The organism is Kocuria sp. WRN011, assembly GCF_002295155.1.
GTDB lineage: Bacteria > Actinomycetota > Actinomycetes > Actinomycetales > Micrococcaceae > Kocuria > Kocuria carniphila.
Window position 1 is genome coordinate 116,240 of the sequence record NZ_NSGI01000006.1, and the last position, 22,180, is coordinate 138,419.

The 22,180-nt window shown below is 64.0% G+C and carries 21 protein-coding genes; 4 read left to right on the forward strand and 17 right to left on the reverse strand.

Annotated features, from left to right (window positions below):
* Positions 1–41 precede the first annotated feature (41 nt).
* The 6 genes from CKW39_RS09740 to CKW39_RS09765 form a co-directional block, all read right to left on the reverse strand.
* A complete protein-coding gene (locus tag CKW39_RS09740; protein ID WP_095797947.1) occupies positions 42–686 on the reverse strand; it encodes a polysaccharide deacetylase family protein in 645 nt (214 codons plus the stop codon).
* Between the two features lie 417 nt (positions 687–1,103).
* Positions 1,104–1,508 carry a cytochrome c oxidase subunit 4 gene (locus CKW39_RS09745; protein ID WP_095797948.1) on the reverse strand — a complete coding sequence of 135 codons (405 nt, stop codon included), beginning with the start codon at positions 1,506–1,508 and terminating at the stop codon, positions 1,104–1,106.
* The gene (gene ctaD / locus CKW39_RS09750) at positions 1,505–3,226 is read right to left on the reverse strand and encodes a cytochrome c oxidase subunit I (protein ID WP_095797949.1); all 1,722 of its coding nucleotides are present in this window, start codon (positions 3,224–3,226) and stop codon (positions 1,505–1,507) included. The genes CKW39_RS09745 and ctaD overlap by 4 nt, the downstream gene beginning before the upstream one ends.
* Positions 3,227–3,236: 10 nt before the next feature.
* Positions 3,237–4,100, reverse strand: a complete 864-nt coding sequence (gene coxB / locus CKW39_RS09755) for a cytochrome c oxidase subunit II (RefSeq protein ID WP_254049359.1) — start codon at positions 4,098–4,100, stop codon at positions 3,237–3,239.
* 282 nt (positions 4,101–4,382) lie between these two features.
* The gene (locus CKW39_RS09760) at positions 4,383–4,751 is read right to left on the reverse strand and encodes an iron-sulfur cluster assembly accessory protein (RefSeq protein WP_095797950.1); all 369 of its coding nucleotides are present in this window, start codon (positions 4,749–4,751) and stop codon (positions 4,383–4,385) included.
* An 80-nt stretch (positions 4,752–4,831) separates the two neighbouring features.
* A complete protein-coding gene (locus CKW39_RS09765) occupies positions 4,832–6,244 on the reverse strand; it encodes a dipeptidase (protein ID WP_095797951.1) in 1,413 nt (470 codons plus the stop codon).
* A gap of 85 nt (positions 6,245–6,329) precedes the next feature.
* On the opposite strand from CKW39_RS09765, the gene CKW39_RS09770 reads away from it, so the two are divergent.
* Complete coding sequence (locus CKW39_RS09770) at positions 6,330–6,926, forward strand: DUF3043 domain-containing protein (protein WP_095797952.1); 597 nt, start codon at positions 6,330–6,332, stop codon at positions 6,924–6,926.
* Between the two features lie 104 nt (positions 6,927–7,030).
* Here the strand turns inward: CKW39_RS09770 and CKW39_RS09775 are convergent, their stop codons facing one another.
* From CKW39_RS09775 to CKW39_RS09810, 8 genes are all read right to left on the reverse strand, one after another.
* On the reverse strand, positions 7,031–8,125 hold the full coding sequence (locus tag CKW39_RS09775) for a quinone-dependent dihydroorotate dehydrogenase (protein WP_095797953.1): 1,095 nt from the start codon (positions 8,123–8,125) through the stop codon (positions 7,031–7,033).
* 94 nt (positions 8,126–8,219) lie between these two features.
* Positions 8,220–9,005 (reverse strand): isoprenyl transferase, encoded by a 786-nt coding sequence (locus tag CKW39_RS09780; protein ID WP_095798098.1) that lies wholly within the window; start codon positions 9,003–9,005, stop codon positions 8,220–8,222.
* 20 nt (positions 9,006–9,025) lie between these two features.
* Positions 9,026–9,781, reverse strand: coding sequence for a DNA repair protein RecO (recO, locus tag CKW39_RS09785; protein WP_095797954.1), 756 nt, complete (start codon positions 9,779–9,781; stop codon positions 9,026–9,028).
* 124 nt (positions 9,782–9,905) lie between these two features.
* The gene (gene leuA, locus CKW39_RS09790; protein WP_095797955.1) at positions 9,906–11,660 is read right to left on the reverse strand and encodes a 2-isopropylmalate synthase; all 1,755 of its coding nucleotides are present in this window, start codon (positions 11,658–11,660) and stop codon (positions 9,906–9,908) included.
* Between the two features lie 155 nt (positions 11,661–11,815).
* Positions 11,816–13,510 (reverse strand): LCP family protein, encoded by a 1,695-nt coding sequence (locus CKW39_RS09795; protein ID WP_095797956.1) that lies wholly within the window; start codon positions 13,508–13,510, stop codon positions 11,816–11,818.
* A gap of 94 nt (positions 13,511–13,604) precedes the next feature.
* The gene (locus CKW39_RS09800) at positions 13,605–14,654 is read right to left on the reverse strand and encodes a GTPase Era (RefSeq protein ID WP_095797957.1); all 1,050 of its coding nucleotides are present in this window, start codon (positions 14,652–14,654) and stop codon (positions 13,605–13,607) included.
* A 33-nt stretch (positions 14,655–14,687) separates the two neighbouring features.
* A complete protein-coding gene (ybeY, locus tag CKW39_RS09805) occupies positions 14,688–15,194 on the reverse strand; it encodes an rRNA maturation RNase YbeY (RefSeq protein WP_095797958.1) in 507 nt (168 codons plus the stop codon).
* A complete protein-coding gene (locus CKW39_RS09810; protein ID WP_371514711.1) occupies positions 15,191–16,288 on the reverse strand; it encodes a PhoH family protein in 1,098 nt (365 codons plus the stop codon). Before CKW39_RS09810 ends, ybeY begins: the two co-directional genes overlap by 4 nt.
* 187 nt (positions 16,289–16,475) lie before the next feature.
* Between CKW39_RS09810 and CKW39_RS09815 the strand changes: the two genes are divergently transcribed.
* On the forward strand, positions 16,476–17,399 hold the full coding sequence (locus CKW39_RS09815) for a GerMN domain-containing protein (RefSeq protein WP_095797959.1): 924 nt from the start codon (positions 16,476–16,478) through the stop codon (positions 17,397–17,399).
* Between the two features lie 83 nt (positions 17,400–17,482).
* On the opposite strand, the gene CKW39_RS09820 is transcribed toward CKW39_RS09815, so the two are convergent.
* The 3 genes from CKW39_RS09820 to hrcA form a co-directional block, all read right to left on the reverse strand.
* Complete coding sequence (locus CKW39_RS09820) at positions 17,483–18,244, reverse strand: 16S rRNA (uracil(1498)-N(3))-methyltransferase (protein WP_095797960.1); 762 nt, start codon at positions 18,242–18,244, stop codon at positions 17,483–17,485.
* On the reverse strand, positions 18,241–19,383 hold the full coding sequence (dnaJ, locus tag CKW39_RS09825) for a molecular chaperone DnaJ (protein ID WP_095797961.1): 1,143 nt from the start codon (positions 19,381–19,383) through the stop codon (positions 18,241–18,243). Before dnaJ ends, CKW39_RS09820 begins: the two co-directional genes overlap by 4 nt.
* A 73-nt stretch (positions 19,384–19,456) precedes the next feature.
* The gene (hrcA, locus tag CKW39_RS09830) at positions 19,457–20,470 is read right to left on the reverse strand and encodes a heat-inducible transcriptional repressor HrcA (protein ID WP_095797962.1); all 1,014 of its coding nucleotides are present in this window, start codon (positions 20,468–20,470) and stop codon (positions 19,457–19,459) included.
* Positions 20,471–20,643: 173 nt separating this feature from the next.
* Here hrcA and CKW39_RS09835 point away from each other — a divergent pair, with 173 nt between their 5' ends.
* Entirely contained in the window at positions 20,644–21,510 is an 867-nt protein-coding gene (locus tag CKW39_RS09835; protein WP_095797963.1) for a DUF3097 domain-containing protein, read from the forward strand.
* Positions 21,511–21,703: 193 nt separating this feature from the next.
* Positions 21,704–22,156, forward strand: coding sequence for a DUF4870 domain-containing protein (locus CKW39_RS09840; protein WP_095797964.1), 453 nt, complete (start codon positions 21,704–21,706; stop codon positions 22,154–22,156).
* The last annotated feature ends 24 nt before the right edge of the window (positions 22,157–22,180 follow it).

Below are 22,180 nucleotides of genomic sequence, written 5' to 3' on the forward strand. Positions count from 1 at the left end.
GGAAGGGCCGAGCCACTGACGCGTTCGCCTTGGCGCCGATGCTAGTCCTGTTCGGCTTCGGTCGGAAGGACGTCCGAAAGCCGAGCAAAGCTCATTCCGCGCTCTCGAAGGACGGGCAGAGCGGCTGTGACACCAGCGGCCGTGCCACTCGAGGGACGGTTGGAGTGCGCGAGAAGGATGTCTCCTGGTTCCATGCCCACCAATCGGTCAGAGACAGAAGGTGCGGGCAGGGTGCCACCGTCGTCGCCATTGCGGTTGAAATTGACGACGAGCAACCCCAAGGACCGGGCGATCTCCGCCGACACATCATCCAGATGAGCGGTCCCCGATCGGAAGTATGTGGGAGTGGTCCCGGTTCGCTCTTCGATCAGCTTCTGCGCGCCCATGATCTCGTCGTACACGGCTCCGGCGTCCGTCGTGCCAGCAATGCCGTAGGCAGATGCACCAGACACGGACAGCGGCTGGTGGGCCGTACCGTGATTGGCGATCTCGAACAGCGGATCGGCCGCCAGTTCCTCCGTGAGGGCCGGATTCGCTTCTACCCATTGCCCGGCCAGGAAGAACGTGGCGGCGGTTCCAGAGCCGCGCAACGCCTTCACCAGCGCCTCGTCTAGAGTGTCGCCTCCGGGCCCGCCGCAGCAATCAAAGGTCAGAGCAACAGGTTCCGTTCCTTCGGGTAGGGACATTGCTACCCCGGGTACGTCGATCCCCCAGGAATTTGGAGCTCGAGAACCGTACTCGGCGACGACTTCCTCTCGCGACAGGACCGGAGCCGTCGGTGACGGTGCGGCGGATGAAGCCTCCGGGCTCGACCTCGTGGGAACCGAAGCTTGTTCCTGCGTTGTATCCGTACGCGTCGCGCAACCCGTGACAGTGACCGCGCCAACTCCCAGGGCCACGGTCATGAGAGAGCGTCTGGTCAACTGGGATTCCACTGTCCTGTCCACGCCTTCTACTCTATCCACCCCTGCGTTCCCTCAGGCAGGACCGTGACGCAGCCGCAGGAGAATGGCGGGGCCTACGCTCCATGATCCGAGAACGGCACAGAGAAGCCCTCCTCGTCCGAAGACGAGGAGGGCTTCTCAGAGAATAGAACGGTTACATCAGTGAGCGTGGTCTCCGCGGGAATGCTCGAAGATCAGGCCGAACAGGCCCAGGATCACGACCGGCACGGACAGACCAATGATCCACCAACCAACGGCGAGAGCCAGGACGAAGATCGCGCAACCCATACCCAGCAGCAGCGGCCACCAGCTCCACGGGGAGAAGGCTCCGTAGTCGCCGGACATCTCCACGATCTCGCCGTCTTCACGGTCTTCCGGAAGCATGGCGCCGGTGGAACGATCCACGAGCCAGAGGTAGATCGCGAGCATGAAGCTCATGGCTGCCACGGCCAGCAACGCCGGGAATCCGGCCAGTTCCTGGAAACCGGTGAGGTATCCGTAGACCATGCCTACGACCGCGCAGAAGACGCCCAGGAGGATGAACGTTTTGATAGTGGTTTTCATCGACCGGTCCTTCCAGATCCGCCGACGAGCGGCTGTTCTGCATCGTACTGCTGGCTGGAGAACGCTGCCAGCTCGGGGTGGTGCAGGTCCAGAGCGGGACGCTCGGAACGGATGCGGGGCAGGGACGTGAAGTTGTGACGCGGGGGCGGGCAAGAGGTTGCCCACTCCAGGGAGCCGCCGAAGCCCCAGGGATCATCAACTTCGACCTTCTTGGCGTTACGCGCAGTCGTGTACACGTTCCAGAAGAACGGAATCATCGAGATACCGAGGAGGATCGAGCCCCACGTGGAGAACTGGTTCATCCAGGTGAAACCGTCCTCGGGCATGTAGTCCGCGTAACGGCGAGGCATGCCGTCAACGCCCAGCCAGTGCTGGATGAGGAAGGTCATGTGGAAGCCGACGAACAGCAGCCAGAAGTGGATCTTGCCGATGCGCTCGTTGAGCATCTTGCCGGTGAACTTGGGCCACCAGAAGTAGAAGCCGGCGAACATACCGAACACGATGGTTCCGAAGATCACGTAGTGGAAGTGCGCCACCACGAAGTACGTATCGGAGACGTGGAAGTCCAGCGGCGGGGTGGCCAGGATGATGCCGGTCAGACCACCGAACAGGAAGGTGAAGAGGAAGCCCAGCACCCACAGGATGGGGGTCTCGAAGGTGAGCGACCCTTGCCACATGGTGCCGATCCAGTTGAAGAACTTCACGCCGGTTGGCACCGCGATCATCATGGTCATGAACGAGAAGAACCCGAGAGCCACGGCACCGGTCACGTACATGTGGTGCGCCCACACGGTCACGGACAGGGCAGCAATGGCGATGGTCGCGAAGACCAGGCCCTTGTACCCGAAGATCGGTTTGCGGGAGAACACCGGGATGATCTCGGAGACGATGCCGAAGAACGGCAGAGCGAGCACGTACACCTCGGGGTGACCGAAGAACCAGAACAAGTGCTGCCACAGGATGGCACCGCCGTTCTCCGGGTCGAAGATGTGACCACCGAGCCGTCGATCCATACCCAGTGCGAACAGCGCGGCTGCCAGCGGCGGGAAGATCATGATGATCAGCAAGGACGTGATCAGCGTGGTCCAGGTGAAGACGGGCATACGCCACATGGTCATACCCGGTGCGCGCATGCACAGGATGGTGGTGATGAAGTTGACGCCACCCATGATGGTGCCGAAGCCCTGCAGGCCCAGACCGAAGACCCATAGGTCACCACCGACTCCTGGACTGAACGTTGTGTTGTTCAGTGGCGCGTACGCGAACCAGCCAAAGGACGCGGCGCCTTGGGGGGTTACGAAGCCGGCAACGGCGATCAGGGAGCCGAACAGGAAGAACCAGAACGCCAGGGCGTTCAGACGCGGGAACGCGACGTCGGGGGCGCCCAGCTGAAGCGGGACGATGACGTTGGCGAAACCGACGAACAGCGGAGTACCGAACATCAGCAACATGATGGTGCCGTGCATGGTGAACAGCTGGTTGTACTGTTCCTTGGTCTCCAGGATCTGCATGCCCGGATCGAAGAGCTCCGCGCGGATCAGCAGCGCCATGACGCCACCGACACAGAAGAAGATGAAGGACGCGATCAGGTACATGTACCCGATGGTCTTGTGGTCAGTGGAGGTGAGCCAATTGACGATCACCTTGCCCTTTGACCTAGGCACAACACGGGGAGCGACCGTGGTCGCTTCGTCCCGCGAATATTCGAGCGTAGACATTGCCTATCCCCTAGTTGTTGGACGTTTCGTTTTGGTTCGGGTTGCGGTTGTACTCGTCCCCGACGGAGCCAGTGTTGCCCTCGCTGCGCAGCTGTTCCATCTGAGCGTCGTACTCTTCCTGGCTCACAACGGCAACGTTGAAGAGCATTTCGGAGTGGTACTCGCCGCAGAGCTCGGCGCACTTGCCGGCGAAGACACCCTCGCGACCGGTGGTGAAGCTCATGTAGTTGGTGCGCTCGGGGAACATGTCGATCTTCTCGAGGAAGGCGGGAACCCAGAAGGAATGGATCACGTCACGGGACTTGATCTCGAGCTCGACCTTGCTGTCCACCGGGAGGTACAGGGTGGGGAGGGTTTCCTCCACGCCTTCCTCACCGGTCAGGTGCGCCTGAACGCCCTGGTAGTAGACGTCGTCATCGAGGTAGTTGAAGTCCCATGCCCACTGCTTGCCGTACACCTGAACGGTGACGTCAGGGTTGTCGTGGCGCGCTGTGATGGCCGTCTGTGCCCGCTCCGAGAAGAAGAACAGGGACACGATCAATGCGATCGGGACGATGGTGTAGAACACCTCGAGCGGTGCGTGGTAGGCCAACTGACGGGGGTAACCGGTCTCGTTCTTGCGACGACGGTAAGCGATCATGCACCAGAGCATGAGGCCCCAGGTGACCAGACCCACTGCCAGTGCTGCTACCCACGAACCGATCCACAGATCAATGATGTGGTCCGCGTTGTCAGTGGTGCCACGCTCGGTGGGCAAGAAGCCCATCTTCGCTTGTTCGGAGCAAGCGGTGAGCGTGGTCGCAGCCAGGACTGCCACTGCCGAGGCCTTGAGCATCCGGCTTCGGCGGCTGCCGGATCGAGTTTGCGAACTCACAGACGGCCCTTCCTCTTCTTTGTGTGGGCTACGTAGCTGCTTCTGCGCTGGGCAGAGGGCATACGTGGCCCGTTAATAATTCTCCCTTGAGAGCTTACCTCTCGACCGGCATTTCTGGTGACACTGTGTCACCGTGCCGTGTCGCCTTTTCCGGCCGATCAAGTCACCTTCTCGGACGTGCCGCACACGCACCGCGAGAAGTAGGAGAGAACAACAGAAAACGGGGTGAATCCAGTGCGACGTGGCACTGGATTCACCCCGTTCAGGAGTGGTTGGGACTCCTTAGTGGAAGGAGTCACCGCAGGCGCAGGAACCGCCGGCATTGGGGTTGTCGATCGAGAAGCCCTGCTTGGAGATGCTGTCCTCGAAGTCAACGGTGGAGCCGTTGAGGTACGGGACGCTCATCTTGTCCACGATGACCTCCACGCCGTCGAAATCGCGGGTGCTATCGCCGTCGAGGACCCGCTCGTCGAAGTAGAGCTGGTAGATCAGGCCCGAGCAACCGCCGGGCTGAACGGCCACGCGCAACCGAAGGTCCGTACGACCTTCCTGGTTCAGGAGATCGCGAACCTTCTGCGCGGCGACATCGGTCAACTGGACCTCGTGGGTCGGCATTTCTTGGGTGGTCTCGTTTTCGGTGGTGACGCTCATGGTGCTCGCTTTCTGTCCAACCGGGAGCGGTTCGCTGAGACGAACCTTTCGTTAATCTTCAAACGTTGCGGGCGCGGGAATCATTCCGCGTTTGCGCGGCCCTGTTGGGCCAGCGCGGCCAACACGAGAGCCTCTGCAGTCACTGCGTGGAGGAAATCCCCGATGTGCAGTGATTCGTTGGCGCTGTGGGCCCGGGTGTCCGGATCCTCGATTCCCGTGATGAGGATCTGGGCATCAGGGTACGCCTTGGTGAGGGTCGCCGTAAACGGGATGGAGCCTCCCATGCCGGATTTCACGGCCGGCCGCCCCCAGGCCTGTTCGAAAGCCCACAAGGCGATCTGGGAACTGACGGCTTGCGTGTCCGCACGGAAGGAGGGTCCGGCTTCTTCCACCGAGAAGCTCACGTCTGCACCGAACGGCGCGTGATCCTCGATGTGCCGGCGGAGGGCCTCCCCCGCGTCCTTGGGGTTCTGGCCCGGGGCGATCCGCAGGCTGAGCTTGGCACGCACGGTTGCGGCAATCGAGTTCGACGCGGTGGCCACGTCCGTCACGTCGATGCCCGTCACGGACAGTGCCGGCTTGGTCCAGAGCCGGGAGGCAATGGAACCAGTGCCGGCCAACTGCACGCCGTCGAGCACTCCAGCGTCCGCCCGGAAGCGGTCTTCCTCGTAGTCCACTTCCACGTCGTCCTCGGAGAGCAAACCCGCTACCGCAACGGCGCCGTTGTCGTCGTGAAGGGTGGCAATCAGGCGGGCGAGCAGTGTGGGCGCGTCCAGCACGGGACCGCCGTAAATACCTGAGTGGACGGAGTGGTCCAGAACCGACAGCTCGACAATGCCTCCGACCACGCCGCGCAAACTGGTGGTCAGGGCCGGAACCCCGACCTCCCAGTTGGCCGAATCGGCGATCACGATGACGTCCGCCGCGAGCTGCTCACGATACTCGCGCAGGAAATCCTCGAAACCGGGCGAACCGACCTCTTCCTCGCCCTCGATGAACACGGCAACACCCAGTGACGGTTCCTCGCCGGTGTGCTCGAAGAACGCCCGCAAGGCACCGATGTGGGCCATGACTCCGGCCTTGTCGTCCGCGGCGCCCCGGCCCCACAGTCGGCCATCCTTCTCGACGGCTTCGAACGGTTCGGTGTTCCACAGCTCGCGTTTGCCCGGAGGCTGCACATCGTGGTGGGCGTACAGAAGAATGGTCGGGTATCCCGGTGCCGGAGCCTTGCGAGCCACAACCGCAGGGTGCCCGGGCTGATCGCCCTGAGCCACGCGCAGGATCTCAACGCTGTCGAACGGCAGTTCCGACAGCAGACCCTTGACGGCTTCCGCGCTGCGCTCCAGATCGGTGGGATCGAAAGAATCCCAGGCCACACTCGGTATCGCCACGAGCTCGGAGAGCTCCCCCAGTAATTTGTCACGGGATCCGTTGACGGTTTCCCGCAGCGCATCGATGGTGTCCTGGCTCGGTGGAGTGAACTCGGTACTCATGGCCCCAACACTATCGCCGCGCCCCGGTTACGCGCCGAAGGCACCGCGATGCCGCGTCTCGCGCGGACTCCGCTATCCTGGATCGGTGTTTGGACGCAAGAAAGCAGATGAATCCACGGGATCAACGGCCGTAGGCGCCTCGAGCGAGCCGGTGGAAACCGCTCCCACCGATGGCCGCAAGGGTCGACCCACTCCTAGCCGCAAGGAACAGGAAGCCGCGCGCAAGCGCCCTCTGGTCCCCGCCGACCGTAAGATCGCCAAGGCCGAATCACGTCAGGCAGAACGTGAACGCCGCGCCGTGGCACAGGCGGGCATGGCCGCAGGTGACGAGCGCTACCTCGGCCCACGCGATCGCGGCCCGCAGCGCCGCTTCGCCCGAGATTGGATCGACTCACGCTTCAATATCGGCGAGTTCGTCCTGATTTTCCTGATCCTCATGTTGTTCATCCTGTTCCTGCCCAACCAGGCGATCGGGTTGACCTTCATCTGGATCATGTACGGCTACATCGCCCTGTGCGTGATCGACGCCATCATCACCACGACCCGGATGCAGTCCGCAATGCGCCGGAAGTTCGGCGAGGTCCAACGGGGAACCCGCTGGTACGCCGCGATGCGCACCTTCACCATCCGCCGTCTTCGCCTGCCCAAGCCGCAGGTTCGCCGCGGAGAACGCCCCGCCTAGGCCCTACCCTTCTCATCTGCAACAGCACACGGGACCCGCACCACATCGGTGCGGGTCCCGTTGCTTTGCGCGTCACTCTGCACTCGAGAGTGAACGCTCAATCGTCAGCCACGAACGCGGCGCGCGGCCTTTTTGAGTCCACGGTTGATCCTGGCGGCCCAGAACGGCCCTTCGTACAGGAACGCGGTGTAGCCCTGCACGAGATCCGCACCGGCATCGAGACGTTCGATCACGTCCTCGGGGGTGGTCACCCCACCCACGGAGATCAGGGTCAGCCGGTCCCCCGCGTGCTGGTGCAGCATTTTCAGAACGTCCAGCGAACGACGCCGCACTGTTCGCCCGGACAGCCCGCCCGCACCACACGCGGCGACCTCGTCCTCGGTGCTGCGCAGCCCCAGGCCATCGCGGGCAATGGTCGTGTTGGTGGCCACGATGCCGTCCAATCCCAGGTCGAGGGCCAGTTCGGCGACCGCCTGGACGTCCGCATCGGCCAGGTCGGGCGCGATCTTGACCAGCAGGGGCACATGGCGCCCGGTGACGGCCGAAGACTCCTCACGCACAGCGGTGAGCAGTGGCCGTAACGAATCAAGTTCCTGCAGTTGCCGCAGTCCAGGGGTGTTGGGCGAGGACACATTGACCACCAGGTAATCGGCGTACGGGGCCAGGGCGCGAGTGCTCGTGACGTAGTCCCCCACGGCATTCTCGAGATCGACCACCTTGGTCTTACCGATGTTCACACCCACGATGGGTCGCTCGAGTCCGGTCTTCAGTGCCTGTTCGCTGAGTGATTGCAGGGCCGCAGCAACGCGCGGCGCGACCGCCGCCGCGCCGTCGTTGTTGAATCCCATGCGGTTGATCACCGCGCGGTCCTTAATCAGGCGGAACAGGCGGGGCTTGGGATTCCCAGGCTGTGGCTGGCCCGTGACGGTGCCGATCTCCACGTGACCGAACCCGAGGTCCGTGAGCGCGTGGGTCCCGGTGGCACCTTTGTCGAAACCGGCAGCCAGACCGAAGGCGGACGGGAAACGCAGTCCCATGACCTCCACTGCGCTTCCGGGATCGGGCCGGGTGACCTTGTTCAGAACGGAGCCGAGGCCACTGCGGTGCACCGCCTTGATGCCGGCAAAACCGAGGGTGTGGGCAAGTTCCGCATCCATCCAGGAGAACGCGACTTTGAAGAACGTGGGGTACAAGCGCATGGTCTCAGTTTTACATACGGTCCCAACCCTCGAACTCGAGCGCTCAAGGAGTCACAAATTATTCAACTCACGATTTAACGTTTAAGTATAACTCTCAACTACGCCGTGCGACTTTATCCACGGCTCCCCCGTAACGGCGGTCCCGGCTCGCATATTCTTCGACGGCGCGCCACAGCACCGTGCGATCGACATCAGGCCACAGCACATCCAGGAACACGAGCTCCGCGTAGGCCGACTGCCACAGCATGAAGTTGGAAATGCGTTGTTCACCCGAGGACCGGAGGAACAGATCGACGTCCGGCAGCTCGGGCTCGTCCAGGTACCGCTGCACCGTCGACTCGGAGATGGAACGCGGGTCCAGCACACCGGCTTGAATGTCCCGGCCCATGGCTGCCGCGGCGTCGGCAATTTCTGCCCTGCCGCCGTAGTTCACGCACATGGTCAGGGTGACCACGTCATTGTCCTTGGTTTCTTCTTCGGCGTGCTCGAGGCGGTTGATCACGGACTTCCACAGCTTGGGTCGACGGCCTGCCCAGCGCACCCGGATACCCCATTCTTGGAACGTGGGCAGCTGGCGCTTCATCACGTCCCCGGTGAAGTTCATGAGGAACGCGACCTCCGAGGGCGAACGCTTCCAGTTCTCGGTGGAGAAGGCGTACGCAGACACGTTGGGAATGCCCATCTCGATGGCACCGGCCACTACGTCCAGTAGCGCCCGCTCCCCCGCACGGTGCCCCTCGTTACGCGGCAGTCCACGCTCGTTGGCCCAGCGCCCGTTGCCGTCCATGACCAGGGCAACGTGCTTGGGAACGAATTGCTCCGGGATGGCGGGGGGCTTGGCGCCGCTGGGGTGCGCCGGAGGTGGGGTAAATCTGCTCACGCTCACAGTCCTTTACTGAATCATTCGGTGCGTTCGACCAGGCTCAAGGAACGCACCGATCGTTCCATGTGCCATTGAATGTAGCTGGCGACCAGACCCGCGGCGGCCCGCGCCGTCTTGGAGTCCGCGGCATCGATGGTTTCCCAGTCTCCGGCCAACAAGCCCTGCAGCAGCACGAAGGTCGCCTCGCTCGGTGCGGCGGACCCCGGTGGCCGACACTGTGGACACACCGCACCACCGATTGCTGCCGAGAAGGAGCGATGAGGCCCCGGCGCACCGCACCGGGCGCAGTCCACAAAACTAGGAGCCCAGCCGGCAATCGACACGGCCCGGAGCAAGTAGGAGTCCAGGGTGCGTCCGGGTTCATGGAGTCCACGCGCCACCGCCGAGAGGGCCCCGATGAGCAAGTGGTAGTGCTGTTGCGCGGTGTCGTAGTCGTCTGCGGTCAACTTCTCCGCGGTCTCCACCATGGCGGCAGCGGCCGTGTACTTGGCGTAGTCGGAACCGATTTGTTCGCCGTAGGAGCGCTTGCCCAGCGCTTGCGAGACGATGTCCAGGGTGCGCCCCTGCACAAGCTGCAGCGTGGCCACGTTGAACGGCTCCAACCGTGCACCGAAGCGTGAGGTCGTCCGACGCACACCCTTGGCGACCGCGCGGACCTGTCCGTGATCCTTGGTCAGGAGAATGACAATGCGGTCCGCTTCGGCCAATTTATAGGTGCGAAGCACCACGGCTTCATCGCGGTACGAGCGAGAAGCGAAAGTTGAACCGGCCACTACTCTAGTCTCCCACGTTCTCCTGGGCGCCCGGTCTGGCACGCAAAAACGCCGACGCCGCTCGGTGGCCCTCCGTGCGGGAGGTCACCGAGCGGCGTCGGCGGCTGGATCGAGACAACGACGCTTAGGCTTGCTCCGCCAACTGGGCGTCGCGCACGGCGCGGTTGATGGCGGAGATCACGGCCTTGAGGGACGCGCGCGTGGTGTTGTTGTCCATGCCCACGCCCCACAGGACGCGGTCGCCCACGGCCAACTCGACGAAGCTCGCGGCCTGCGCATTGGCAGACGCGGACATCGTGTGTTCGGAGTAGTCGAGCAGACGCACGTCCACGCCCTCGTTGTTGAACAGCGAGATCAACGCGTCAATTGGGCCGTTGCCCTGAGAAGTGCGGTCGTGACGCTGCCCGTCGACGTCCAGGCCGATCTCCAGAACCGTATTGCCCTCGTCCTCCGCGTGGGTGGACATGCTGGAGATCCGGTAGCGGCCCCAGCGGTGCTCGCCGCTCTCGCGGGCCGGCAGGTACTCGTCAGTGAAGATGTTCCACAGTTGTTCGCCGGTGACCTCGGAACCGGAGGTCTCCGTGAACTTCTGCACCACTCCGGAGAATTCGATCTGTGCACGGCGGGGCAGGTCCACGCCGTACTCGCTCTTGAGTAGGTAGGCCACGCCGCCCTTACCGGACTGTGAGTTCACGCGGATCACGGCCTCGTAGCTGCGACCGACGTCCTTGGGGTCGATGGGCAGGTAAGGAACGGCCCACTCCAGGTCGTTGACGCCCACGCCCTGTTCGGCGGCGTCCTTCTCCATGGACTCGAAGCCCTTCTTGATCGCGTCCTGGTGTGAACCGGAGAACGCGGTGAAGACCAAGTCGCCGCCGTACGGGCTGCGCTCGGGCACGGGCAGCTGATTGCAGAACTCCACGGTGCGGCGGATCTCGTCGATGTCGGAGAAATCGATCTGGGGATCCACCCCCTGTGTCAGCATGTTCAGGCCCAGGGTCACCAAGTCCACGTTGCCGGTGCGCTCACCGTTGCCGAACAGGCAGCCCTCGATGCGATCCGCACCGGCCAAGTAGCCCAGCTCTGCCGCGGCCACACCGGTGCCGCGGTCGTTGTGCGGGTGCAGCGAGATGATGATGTCGTCACGCTGGTAGAGGTGGCGGCTCATCCACTCGATGGAATCCGCGTACACGTTGGGAGTGGCTTCCTCCACCGTGGCGGGCAGGTTGACGATCATCTGCCGACCGTCGCCGATCTCGAAGGTCTCGGCCACTTCGTTGCAGATGCGTGCCGCGAACTCCAGCTCGGTGCCGGTGTAGGACTCGGGCGAGTACTCGTAGGTCACGTTGGTGTCCTTGAGCTGCTCCTCGTACTTCATGCACAGGCGCGCACCGGTCAGGGCAATGTCCACAATGCCGTCCATGTCCTGCTTGAACACCACGCGACGCTGCAGCCGGGACGTGGAGTTGTACAGGTGCACGATCGCGTTGGGCGCGCCCTCGATGGCCTGGTAGGTACGTTCGATCAGGTGTTCGCGGGACTGCGTGAGGACCTGGATGGACACGTCCTCGGGGATCCGGTCCTCTTCAACCAGCTTGCGGACGAAATCGAAGTCGATCTGTGAGGCCGAGGGGAAACCCACCTCGATCTCCTTGTAGCCCATGCCGACCAGCAGCTCGAACATCTTGAGCTTGCGAGTGGGATCCATGGGCTCGATCAGAGCCTGATTGCCGTCACGCAGGTCCACCGCGCACCAGCGGGGTGCCTTGGTGATGACCTTGTCGGGCCAGGTGCGATCCGACATGTCGAACGGGAAATTCTGCTGGTACGGCGTGTACTTGTGCACGGGCATACCGGAGGGACGCTGCAAATTCTTCACGAAAAGCGGGCCTTTCAATAAATACGAGATAGGGCCGGCACCACGAAACTCCGCAGCGGGTAGGTCGGCCGTCCGTCAGATGGGTGAGGCCCCGCTGCGGCACATAAGCAGGAGTCGCACGTTCCCAGGCCGCATGTGATCCAACGTACCACTTGTCAATCCTGGCAAGTGAACTGTTCCGCTGTTTGACCCTGCAGCTCGTCCGGCAGGGCACCGGAGAGGTCCAGCTTGTCGCCGGAGGTGAAGTCCTGACCGATCGACACACGCAGGCCCTGCATTTCGTAGTCGGCCACGAGCTGGCTGTCCGGGACGCCCAGCAGGGCAGCGAGATCATCGGCTGCGGTGGCCCACGAGGGGTTGTAGAAGATCTGCGTTCCAGCAAGAGCGGTCCCGGTGCGGCTGGTTTCCGCCTGCGCGTAACCCGCCTCCGCGAGCAGGTCGCGGATTTCCTCACCGCGATCGGGGTCACCCGAGCGGTTGGCCACCGTCAGCGGCACCAACGACGGCTGCACCTGGGGCATCCACTCATCGGCGGAGTCCTCGGTCGCGGTCGCTTCGGGTGCGGTGGTCGGGGCCGCGGGGGCGGCGGTTTCGGCTGGAGCGGCGTCGGTGGTGGCAGGAGCCTCGGTGGGTTCCGCGGCGGCGTCGTCCTGCTGTGCTGGGCCGGTTTCCTGTCCCGCTTCGGGGGCGGACCCGCTCGCGGAGGCCGACGGCGCCGCGTCAGTCACGGCGCGATCCTCCTGGAGCGTGTCGAACAGGCGCTCGGCAGGCTTCTCGTCAAGAATCAAACGGTTGGGATTCTCAGGATTGGGGACGCTGGGCACGGTGACGAACGCGATCCGTCCCAGGTCGATCCCCGCGAACGTCCCGCCGATTCCCACGAGCGTGGGCAGGGAGGTGAGCCCCTCGTCCACGTGCAGGTTCTGGGTCATGACCTCGGCGATCTGGTACAGCTGCGGCAAATTGTTCAACGTGCCGTCGCCCTGGATCTTGCGGGTCAGGGAGGCCAGGAATGATTGCTGTGAACGAATCCGGGATTCGTCGCCCCCGTCACCGAACGCGGCACGGGAACGCAGGAACGCCAGGGCTTGATCTCCCTCGACCGAGGAAATACCCGCGGGAAGTTTCAGCCCGGACTTGGGATCGTCCACCGGTCGGTTCACGCAAACCTGCACACCGCCGACCGTCGACGAAAGTTCCTTGACCGCGTTGAAGTCCGCGAGCATGAAGTGATCGATGTCCACACCGGCCATCTCGTTCACCGTGGCCACGGTGCATCCGGGACCGCCGTTCTCGACGGCGGAGTTGATCATGTCCCGGTGCGCCGGGAAGACCTCGCCCGTCTCCGGATCGGTGCATTTGGGGATGTCCACCAACAGGTCGCGAGGAAAGGACACCACGGTCACCGCATCACGGTTCTCGGTGACGTGCACGAGCATCATCACGTCGGTGCGCCCGGTGGCGTCCTCCTCGTCGCCGTACTCGCTGTTGCCGGAGCCGGTGCGCGTGTCCGAGCCCATGACCAGGATGTCCAATGGGCCATCGCCCACGGACGAGGAACCGTCCGAAAGGTTCAGGGGGCTGCTGTCCAGGTTGCTGCTGAGTCGCAGGGCCGCCACTCCCCCGATACCGAGGACCGCGATCAGACCGAATACGGCCAGGATCACCGCGATCTTGCGGGCGGAGGGCCGGTGGTCCCCAGACCGGTGATGGCGACCCGTTTGTTTGAGCTTGACGTGCTCGAACTCGCGGTCCTCGTGGAGGGACTCGCGACGCGTGGCGGGAGTGTCCCAGGGCGCAGTTTCACGGGACGCGTTCTTGTCGCGGCCGTGTGTGCTGCGTGAATCCACTGGGTAAATCTCCTGTATCGGTACGTGACGCCGTGCTGGGCCCCAGACAGGGTAGTGAGGTTTCCCTAATCCCACCTGAGAATGATTGCGAGGATCAGAATCCCAAGCGAGACAGTTGTTTGGGATCCCGCTGCCATTCCTTGGCGACCTTCACGTGCAGATCCAGGTACACCTTGGTCCCCAACAGAGCCTCGATCTGGGTGCGCGCCTTGGTACCGATCTCCCGCAACCGCGAGCCACCCTTGCCGATCACGATGGCCTTCTGCGAGGGCCGTTCGACGAACAGGCTCGCGTGCACATCCAACATCGGGTTGTTCTCGGGGCGGCCCTCCCGCTCGGATGCTTCGTCCACCACCACGGCCAGCGAGTGCGGCAATTCGTCCCGCACGCCTTCCAGTGCGGCCTCGCGGATGAGCTCCGCCATCATGGTGATCTCGGGTTCGTCCGTGAGCTCGCCGTCAGGGTAGAGCGCCGGGGATTCCGGCATGAGGCTCACGAGCAGCGAGGCGAGTTTCTCAACCTGGAAGCCGTCCTTGGCGCTCACGGGAATCACGTCACTCCACCCGGCCTCGGACTGGTCCGCGCGCGGCTTTTCGTTGACGGAGGCGACATTCGACGACGACGCCGCGCGGCGGCGTCGTCGTTGCTCGCGCTGTGCCTGCTCCTCGGCCATGACCTCGCGGCCGAGTTCGGTGACCGCGACCAACTGCTCGGCGAGCTTGTCGCGCGGAACGGAATCAGCTTTGGTCACGATGGCGACCACGGGATTACGCCCGGCAGCCGCCGCCACCTGCTGTGCGATGTACCGGTCGCCGGGGCCGACCTTCTGATCCGCCGGGATGCAGAGACCGATCACGTCCACTTCACCGAGAGTCTCGGCCACCACGTCGTTGAGTCGCTGTCCGAGGAGGGTGCGGGGGCGGTGCAGGCCCGGGGTGTCCACCAGGATCAACTGGCCGTCTTGGCGGTGAACGATGCCGCGAATCGTGTGGCGGGTGGTTTGGGGCCGGTTGGAGGTGATCGCCACCTTGCGGCCCACCAGGGCGTTGGTCAACGTGGACTTGCCCACGTTGGGGCGGCCCACGAACACGGCGAATCCCGCGCGGAACTGCTGGTCGGGGGTGTCCTGATGATCGTCAGACATCAACGTGTCCTTTCGGAAAGCGTGGGGGCGGGACTACTTCATCGTTTCGACAGGCGCGTCGCGCCCCAGGAACTCTTCGAGCAGGCCCCGCTGAAGGGTGAACATGGCTTCGCGTTCGTCCTCTTCCACGTGGTCGTGTCCGAGGAGGTGGAGCATGCCGTGCACGGTGAGCAGGCACAGTTCGTCCTGTGTACTGTGCCCCGCCGCTTGTGCCTGTCGTTCGGCCACTGGCGGGCAGAGCACGATGTCTCCGAGCACGCCCAGGCTCGGTTCGGTCTCCGTGCCGGCCGTCAGCTCATCCATGGGGAAGGACATCACGTCCGTGGCACCGGGCAGGTCGAGCCACTGGACGTGCAGCTCGGCCATCTCGTCCTCGTCCACCACCGAAATGGACAGCTCCGTGTCCGGGTGAAGGTGCCAGCGAGCGAAGGCGAGGTCGGTCAGTGCGGTCAGTTGTTCCAGGTCCACGGCGCGGTAGGCGGCGGGGAACGTCGCTTGTTCTTCCGGGGAGTCCCACGGGGTGTCGATGGAAATGCTCATGCTCGCTCGTTCTGCTCGCCCTGTTCGAGGGGAGCCGAAGCGGCCGCCCTGCGCTCATCCTTGCGGCGACGGCGCTCGTTCCGGTGCCGGTTGGTGGTGGCGAACTGATCGTAGGCGGCCACGATCTCGCCCACGAGTTCGTGGCGCACCACGTCCTGGGCCGTGAGCTCGCAGAACGCGATGTCGTCAATGTTCTGGAGCACGTGCTGCACCTGGCGCAGGCCCGACGACGTGCTGCCGGGCAGGTCCACCTGGGTGACGTCGCCGGTGACCACAATGCGCGAACCGAAACCCAGGCGGGTGAGGAACATCTTCATTTGTTCCGGCGTGGTGTTCTGCGCCTCGTCGAGGATCACGAAGGCGTCGTTCAGGGTGCGGCCGCGCATGTAAGCCAGCGGAGCCACCTCAATGGTGCCCGCTTCCATGAGACGCGGAATGGACTCCGGGTCCATCATGTCGTGCAGCGCGTCGTAGAGCGGGCGCAGGTACGGATCGATCTTGTCGTTGAGGGAACCCGGCAGGAACCCCAGGCGCTCGCCAGCCTCCACGGCGGGGCGAGTGAGGATGATCCGGCTGACCTCTTTGGCCTGCAGAGCGCGCACGGCCTTGGCCATGGCCAAGTAGGTTTTACCCGTACCGGCCGGGCCCACGCCGAAGACCACGGTGTGCTCGTCGATGGCGTCCACGTAGTGCTTCTGGTTCACCGTCTTGGGCCGGATGGTCTTGCCGCGGGTCGACAGGATGCTCGTCGACAGCGCACTGGCCGGGCGCATGCCTTCGGCCTCGCGCAGCATGCGCGTCACGCGCATGACGGTTCGCTCCGTGATCTCGGTCCCTCGTTGAGCCAGGACCACGAGTTCTTCGAGCAGTGCAGCGGCCGAGCGCGTGTCGTGCACGGGCCCCTCAAAGGCAACGTCAACGTCGCGCACGGTGATGCGCACGGCGGGAAAGTTCTGTTCAAGAAGGCGCAGCGTGGCATCGGCTTGTCCAAGTGCGCGGAGAGCGGTGTCCCGGTCGGGCATGTGCACGACAACGCGGGTGTGGCCTTCGTGGTCTTGTGGGTTCGGATCGGCCCCGGATACATGATCAGTCATTGGGGTCCAGCCTACCGCTCGTTGTGTTGCAGGTTGATAACGGTTTCACCCAGGACGCACTTCTGGGTTCATCGCCACCTGTAACTGTGGGTATCTTGGTCCACCGGTACCAAACTCGTACGTTCTGCGCGCTCTCAACTCGTGTGCGGCGATCAACTGCTACAGCTCATACCGGGGTGGTGAACTCATGGAACACAGGCATTACTCTGCCCGCAATGCGGCGGTCCTACTGTCCGCGGGTCTTGCCGTGAGCCTGGTTCTCTCCGCATGCGGGTCCGCCAATGACCGCGCGACCAATGCCTCGAGCACCGCTCCCAGGATTGCCTCCGCACCCATGAACACGGACAACGCCTACGAGGGCGTCGCCACCGAACAGACTCCGGTCTACTGGGCCGGAAGCGGAGCGCAAGAGGGCTACCTCTTCCGGGAGTTCCGCACCGCCTCCAACGCGGACACCGTGGATCCCGTGGCCGAAGCCGTAGTCATGATGACCACGCTGTCGCCCCTCGACGAGGATTACCGTTCGATGTGGACCCAGGTGGAGAACGTGGGCACTTCCGTGTCCCCGGATGGAACCATCACCGTGGACATGCCCTCCACCGCCTTTGCGAGCAGGCTTTCGGAGGACGACGCGGAACTTGCACTCCAACAACTCGTCTACACCGTGTCCGCTGCAGCCGTTACGGCTGGACTCCTCGATGCCGCTACGGCCAAAGAAGTTCGCGTCCTGGTGGACGGTGAAACCGGATACAAGGCTTTCGGTTCCGTGAACCTGGATGAACCGATTTCCCGTGACGCCTCGATAGCCTCACCGGTGTGGTTGATCGATCCCCAGACCGGTACGGAAGCGGGTCAGACCATGACGATCTTCGGCAGGGTGCTGCCGGAATACGCATCGGCCCGGTGGGAAGTCATTCCGGAGGGCGAAGATCGACCTGTGAAATCGGGAGAGATTTCTGAACCGAAGAACACACCCGCGTCCACCTCCGGAACCGAGTTACGTTTCCCGGTCGAGGTTCCCGCCGGTGAGTACACGGTGCGGGTCATCGGTGTGAATGACGCAGGACAAGAGGTCAAGGACGACCACACCGTCACGGTCGTCGAAGACTGAGCAACCTACCCGAACTCACCTTTCGTGTAGGGCCTCGGTTCACGCCCTGATCGCCGATGAGCGAGCCACGGCGGCGCTGGACCTCAGGCCCAACGCCCGGTCAAGGCACACAATGCGGCCAGAGCTGCCGGTCCGGCGGTCGAGGCGCGCATGACCTCGTGGCCGAGCTTCAGGGGTCTCGCCCCTGCCGCGACGAACCGATTCAGTTCCTGATCGCTGATCCCGCCCTCTGGGCCCACGATCACACCGATCGACTCGGCTCCGGAGAGCTCTTGGGATTCGAGACCGCCCCAGGAGACAGCGGAGGACTCGTGCAGCACGAACCACAAAGTTCCGCTTTCCTGTTGCATCAAGGAGGCAAGGCCGCTCGAATTCACGTGCTCCCCGAGCTCGGGCCAGCGCGCACGCCGTGACTGCTTGGCCGCAGCGGCCATCGTGGACTGCCATTTGGCGAGAGTCTTGGCGGCGCGTTCGGGCTTGAGTCGCACAATGCTTCGGTCTGCCTGCCACGGGATCACCCGGTCCACGCCCAGCTCGGTGGCGCTCTCGGCGGCCTGCAGATCACGGTCACCCTTGGCCAGCGCCTGGACCAGAACGAACTCGGTGGCGGGGGCGGGCTCCTGCGTCACGGAGACGACCCGAACGGTCATGGTGTCTTTCTCACCGCTCACGAATTCGCACGCTGCCCGCTTCCCGGCGCCGTCCACGAGATCGAGGGTCTCCCCCGCCCGTAGCCTGCGGACTGTGACCGCGTGGCGCGCCTCGGCGCCGGCGAGGACGAACTCCTCACCGGCGCTCGCGCCGTTCAGTTCGGAACCGTCGGCGAAGAAGACCGGATCCGTCACAGATCGTTGAACCGATCCTTGAGCCGGGAGAAGAAGCCACCGGAGGACGGCGTGTTCATGGTGGTTGCGTCCGAGCGGCGCTCATTGCGCAGGGTGGCCAACTGCTCGATCAAGTCCCGCTGCTCGGAGTTGAGATCCTGCGGGGTCTCCACCTCGATGTGCACCTGAAGATCACCGCGGCCCTTGCCACGCAGGTGGGTCACGCCCAGATCCTCGAGCGTCACGGTGGCACCCGACTGGGTGCCCGAGGCGACGTCGACGTCGCGAGCGCCGTCGAACGTGTCGAGCTGGACCGTGGTACCCAGGGCGGCTGAGGTCATGGGAATGCGGAGGCGGGCGTGCAGGTCGTCGCCTTCGCGATGGAAGGTGGGGTCGGGATCGACCTTGAGTTCCACGTAGAGGTCACCGTTGGGTCCGCCGGCGGTACCGGCCTCACCCTGACCCGAGAGTCGGATGCGGTTACCGGACTGGACGCCCGCCGGAATCTTGATGGTGAGCGGGCGGCGGTCACGCACGCGACCCTCGCCGTAGCATTCGTGGCATGGGTTCTCGATCACGGTGCCGAAGCCGTTACAGGACGCGCACGGTGCCTGGGTGGTCACCACACCCAGGATCGACTGCTTCTGGTACTGCATGTGACCGGAGCCGCGGCACATGGAGCACGTGGTGGGGCTGGTGCCGGGCTGGCAGCACGAACCTTGACACGTGGGGCAGACGACCGCGGTGTCCACGGTGATGTCCTTCTCAATGCCGAACACTGCGTCCTTCAGCGAAATGCGCACGTTGATGAGCGCGTCCTGGCCCTGTCGGGTACGGGACTGGGGCCCGCGCTGCCCGGCGGCACCGGCGCCCTGGAAGAAGGTCTCGAAGATGTCCGCGAAACCGAAGCCGGAGCCGGGGAAGCCCCCGCCGAAACCGGTGTCGGTTCCGTTCTCGTTACCCGTGGCGTCGTAGACGCGGCGCTTTTCCGGGTCCGCCAGGACATCGTTCGCGTGGGACACACGCTTGAACTCTTCGGCGGCCTCCGGGGAGGGATTCACGTCCGGGTGGAGTTTGCGGGCCTTCTTGCGGTAGGCACGCTTGATCTCTTCCGGGCTGGCATCCCGGGTCACGCCCAGGGTTTCGTAGTGATCGCTCACGATGGAATCGATTCTTCTTTCGTCAGTGTGTGTTTCTCAACGCGGATGGGGAACGGTGCCACGGTGGGCGCCGCTACTCCCCCAGCGTGTGGGACAAATAGCGTGCCACGGCGCGGACCGCGGCCATGGTGGAGGGGTAATCCATTCGGGTGGGACCCACCACGCCCAGTTTGGACACGGATTCTGGGCCGTAGCCGGTGGCCACCACGGAAGTTTCCGCGAGCGGGTCGTCGGTACTGTCGGACCCGATACGCACGGCCACACCACGGACATCCTGTTGCATCTCTGACAACAATCGCAGCATGACCACTTGTTCCTCAAGTGCTTCGAGCACGGGACCGATACTGAGAGCAAAGTCACCGCTGAAGCGCGCCAGGTTGGCCGTGCCGGCCATGACCAGTCGGTGGTCCTCCGACGACGCCGCGAGCGACGCGAGTGCCTCGGCCACCACCGTGCCGGCCTCGGCCAGTTCCGGGGGCAGCTGCCGAACCAGGTTCGAGGCGCCCGCGGGTACGTCCTGCAGGGGCCGCCCCATGACCGACGCCAGCACACGGGCCCGCAGCTCCATGAGTTCGTGCTCGGGCAGTGCCCGGCTCACTTCAACGATGCGCTGCAGGACCCGGCCGGACGTGGGAATGAACACGACCAGCAGGGAGGTGCCGCCCACGTCCACGAGCTCCACGTGGCGCAGGGTGGTGCCGGAGGCCGCCGGGTACTGGATCACTGCCACCTGGTGCGTTAGCTGGGCGAGGAGCCGCACGGTGCGTTCCATGGCGTCGTCGAGGTCGTCCGCGCCGTCCAGGAACGACTGGATGGCGCGTTTCTGCGGAGACGACAATGGCCGAACCGAGGCAATCTGGTCCACGAAGGTGCGGTAACCCTTGTCCGTAGGGATGCGGCCGGAACTGGTGTGCGGGGCCACGATCAGGCCGTCTTCCTCCAACGCGGCCATGTCGTTGCGGACGGTGGCGGAGGAAACGCCCAATTGATGCCGTTCCACCAGCGCCTTGGATCCCACGGGCTCCCGTGAATGGACGTAGTCCTCGACAATGGCCCGCAAGATTTCTGCTCTGCGCGGCTGGCTCACTCGTGTCACCTCCCCGGCGTGGACGGGCTTGCACCATGGATCTGGTCTCCGTGGCTATTTTGGCACTCAATGGTTGACAGTGCTAATTCACATGAGTCTACCCCCGGTCTCCCCGCACGCTATTTGGTACGCTCGCGGCTGATCATCCACCCCGCACGTGAGGACGGCGCATCGTGACAGCATCCGGTTGGACCTGGGGCCCGCAGGATTTGACCAGCCCAGCGGTGGCCCGCACCGGACCCGTGCCCCGCGAGACCGCGCTGGAACCCGGCATGGTTCTCGAAGATGCGCAGACCGGCTGGGTGGGTGCCGCGGTGAGCCTGGAAACCATTGGTGGTATGCGCGTGGTCGGTCTGGAGGACCGGCACGGGAAGATCAAGACCTTTCCGCTCGGACCCGGGTTCCTGCTCGACGGTGAGCCCATCAAGCTGGGGCCACCCGCGCGAAAGACCGGGCCCAAGAAACCCGCTCGCACCCGCTCGGGCTCCGTGGCGGTGGAGGGGTTGCGCGCCAGCGTGGCCAAGGAGTCACGCATCTGGGTCGAGGGCTATCACGACGCCGAACTGGTCGCCAAGGTCTGGGGTCATGACTTGGCGGTCGAGGGCATCGTGGTGGAACCGCTGCACGGTATCGACGATCTTCCCGCGGCGGTCCGCGAGTTCAATCCGGGCCGCGAAAGACGACTCGGCGTTCTGGTGGACCACCTGGTCACAGGATCCAAGGAATCCAAGATCGCTGCGGACGCGCTGCGCGTTCCCGGGGCCCAGGGCAATTTGTTGGTCCTTGGCCACCCGTATGTGGACATCTGGCAGGCCGTGAAACCCTCGGTTCTGGGCTTACAGGAGTGGCCCGTGATTCCGCGCGGGATCGATTGGAAAACGGGCATGGCCAAGGCGCTGGGTCTGCCCCATAAGACTCCCGCGGACATCGGGCAGGCCTGGCAGCGGATTCTGGCCCGCGTGGACTCCTACTCGGACCTGGAACCATCACTGCTGGGACGGGTCGAGGAGCTCATCGATTTCCTCACGGCACCGCAGTAATTCCCACCGCGACGTCAACGGAGCAAACGCACTACCGAGGCTATGGATCAGAGCCAATGGTGACCGTTCGGGGTGGTGCGAGTAACACGACCGGCTCAGCTCGAACACAGACTCAGGCCCCTAGAATGAACCGAATACTTCAAGCGCAGCATCTCGCTGCACGACGGGCTCGTTGCCCCGGAAAGAGACATCTGTGGTTGATCAAGCCTCCGCCCCCTCCGGTTCCCGATCGGTGACCGGTGACGCTCCCGCTTTCGAGAGCATCTCCGCCCAGGCCGAACCCTTGGATATTTCCCAGGACAGGCAGTTCGCCACCCTCGCGCACCTGGGCGGTGTCTCCGGTGCACTGCCCAGCTACTTGATTCACCGCACGCTGGGTGATCGCGGACCGTTCACCCGCCAGGAGTCCCGCGAAGCGCTCAACTTTTCCCTGTTGCCCACCCTGATCATCCTGGTGGGCATCGCGTTGTCCCTGATTCCCGCGGTCGGTTGGGTCTTTGCCCTGGTAGCCGCCCTGACCTGGGTCGTTCTGGCGGTCCAATCGGTGATTGCCGGCATCAAGGTCAACCAGGGCGAGCCCTACCAATACCGCGGCAACACACACCTTTTCGACAAGCTGCAGACCAGGCGTTCCGCCAAGGCCTGATCCGCACCTCAGCTAAGACGACGC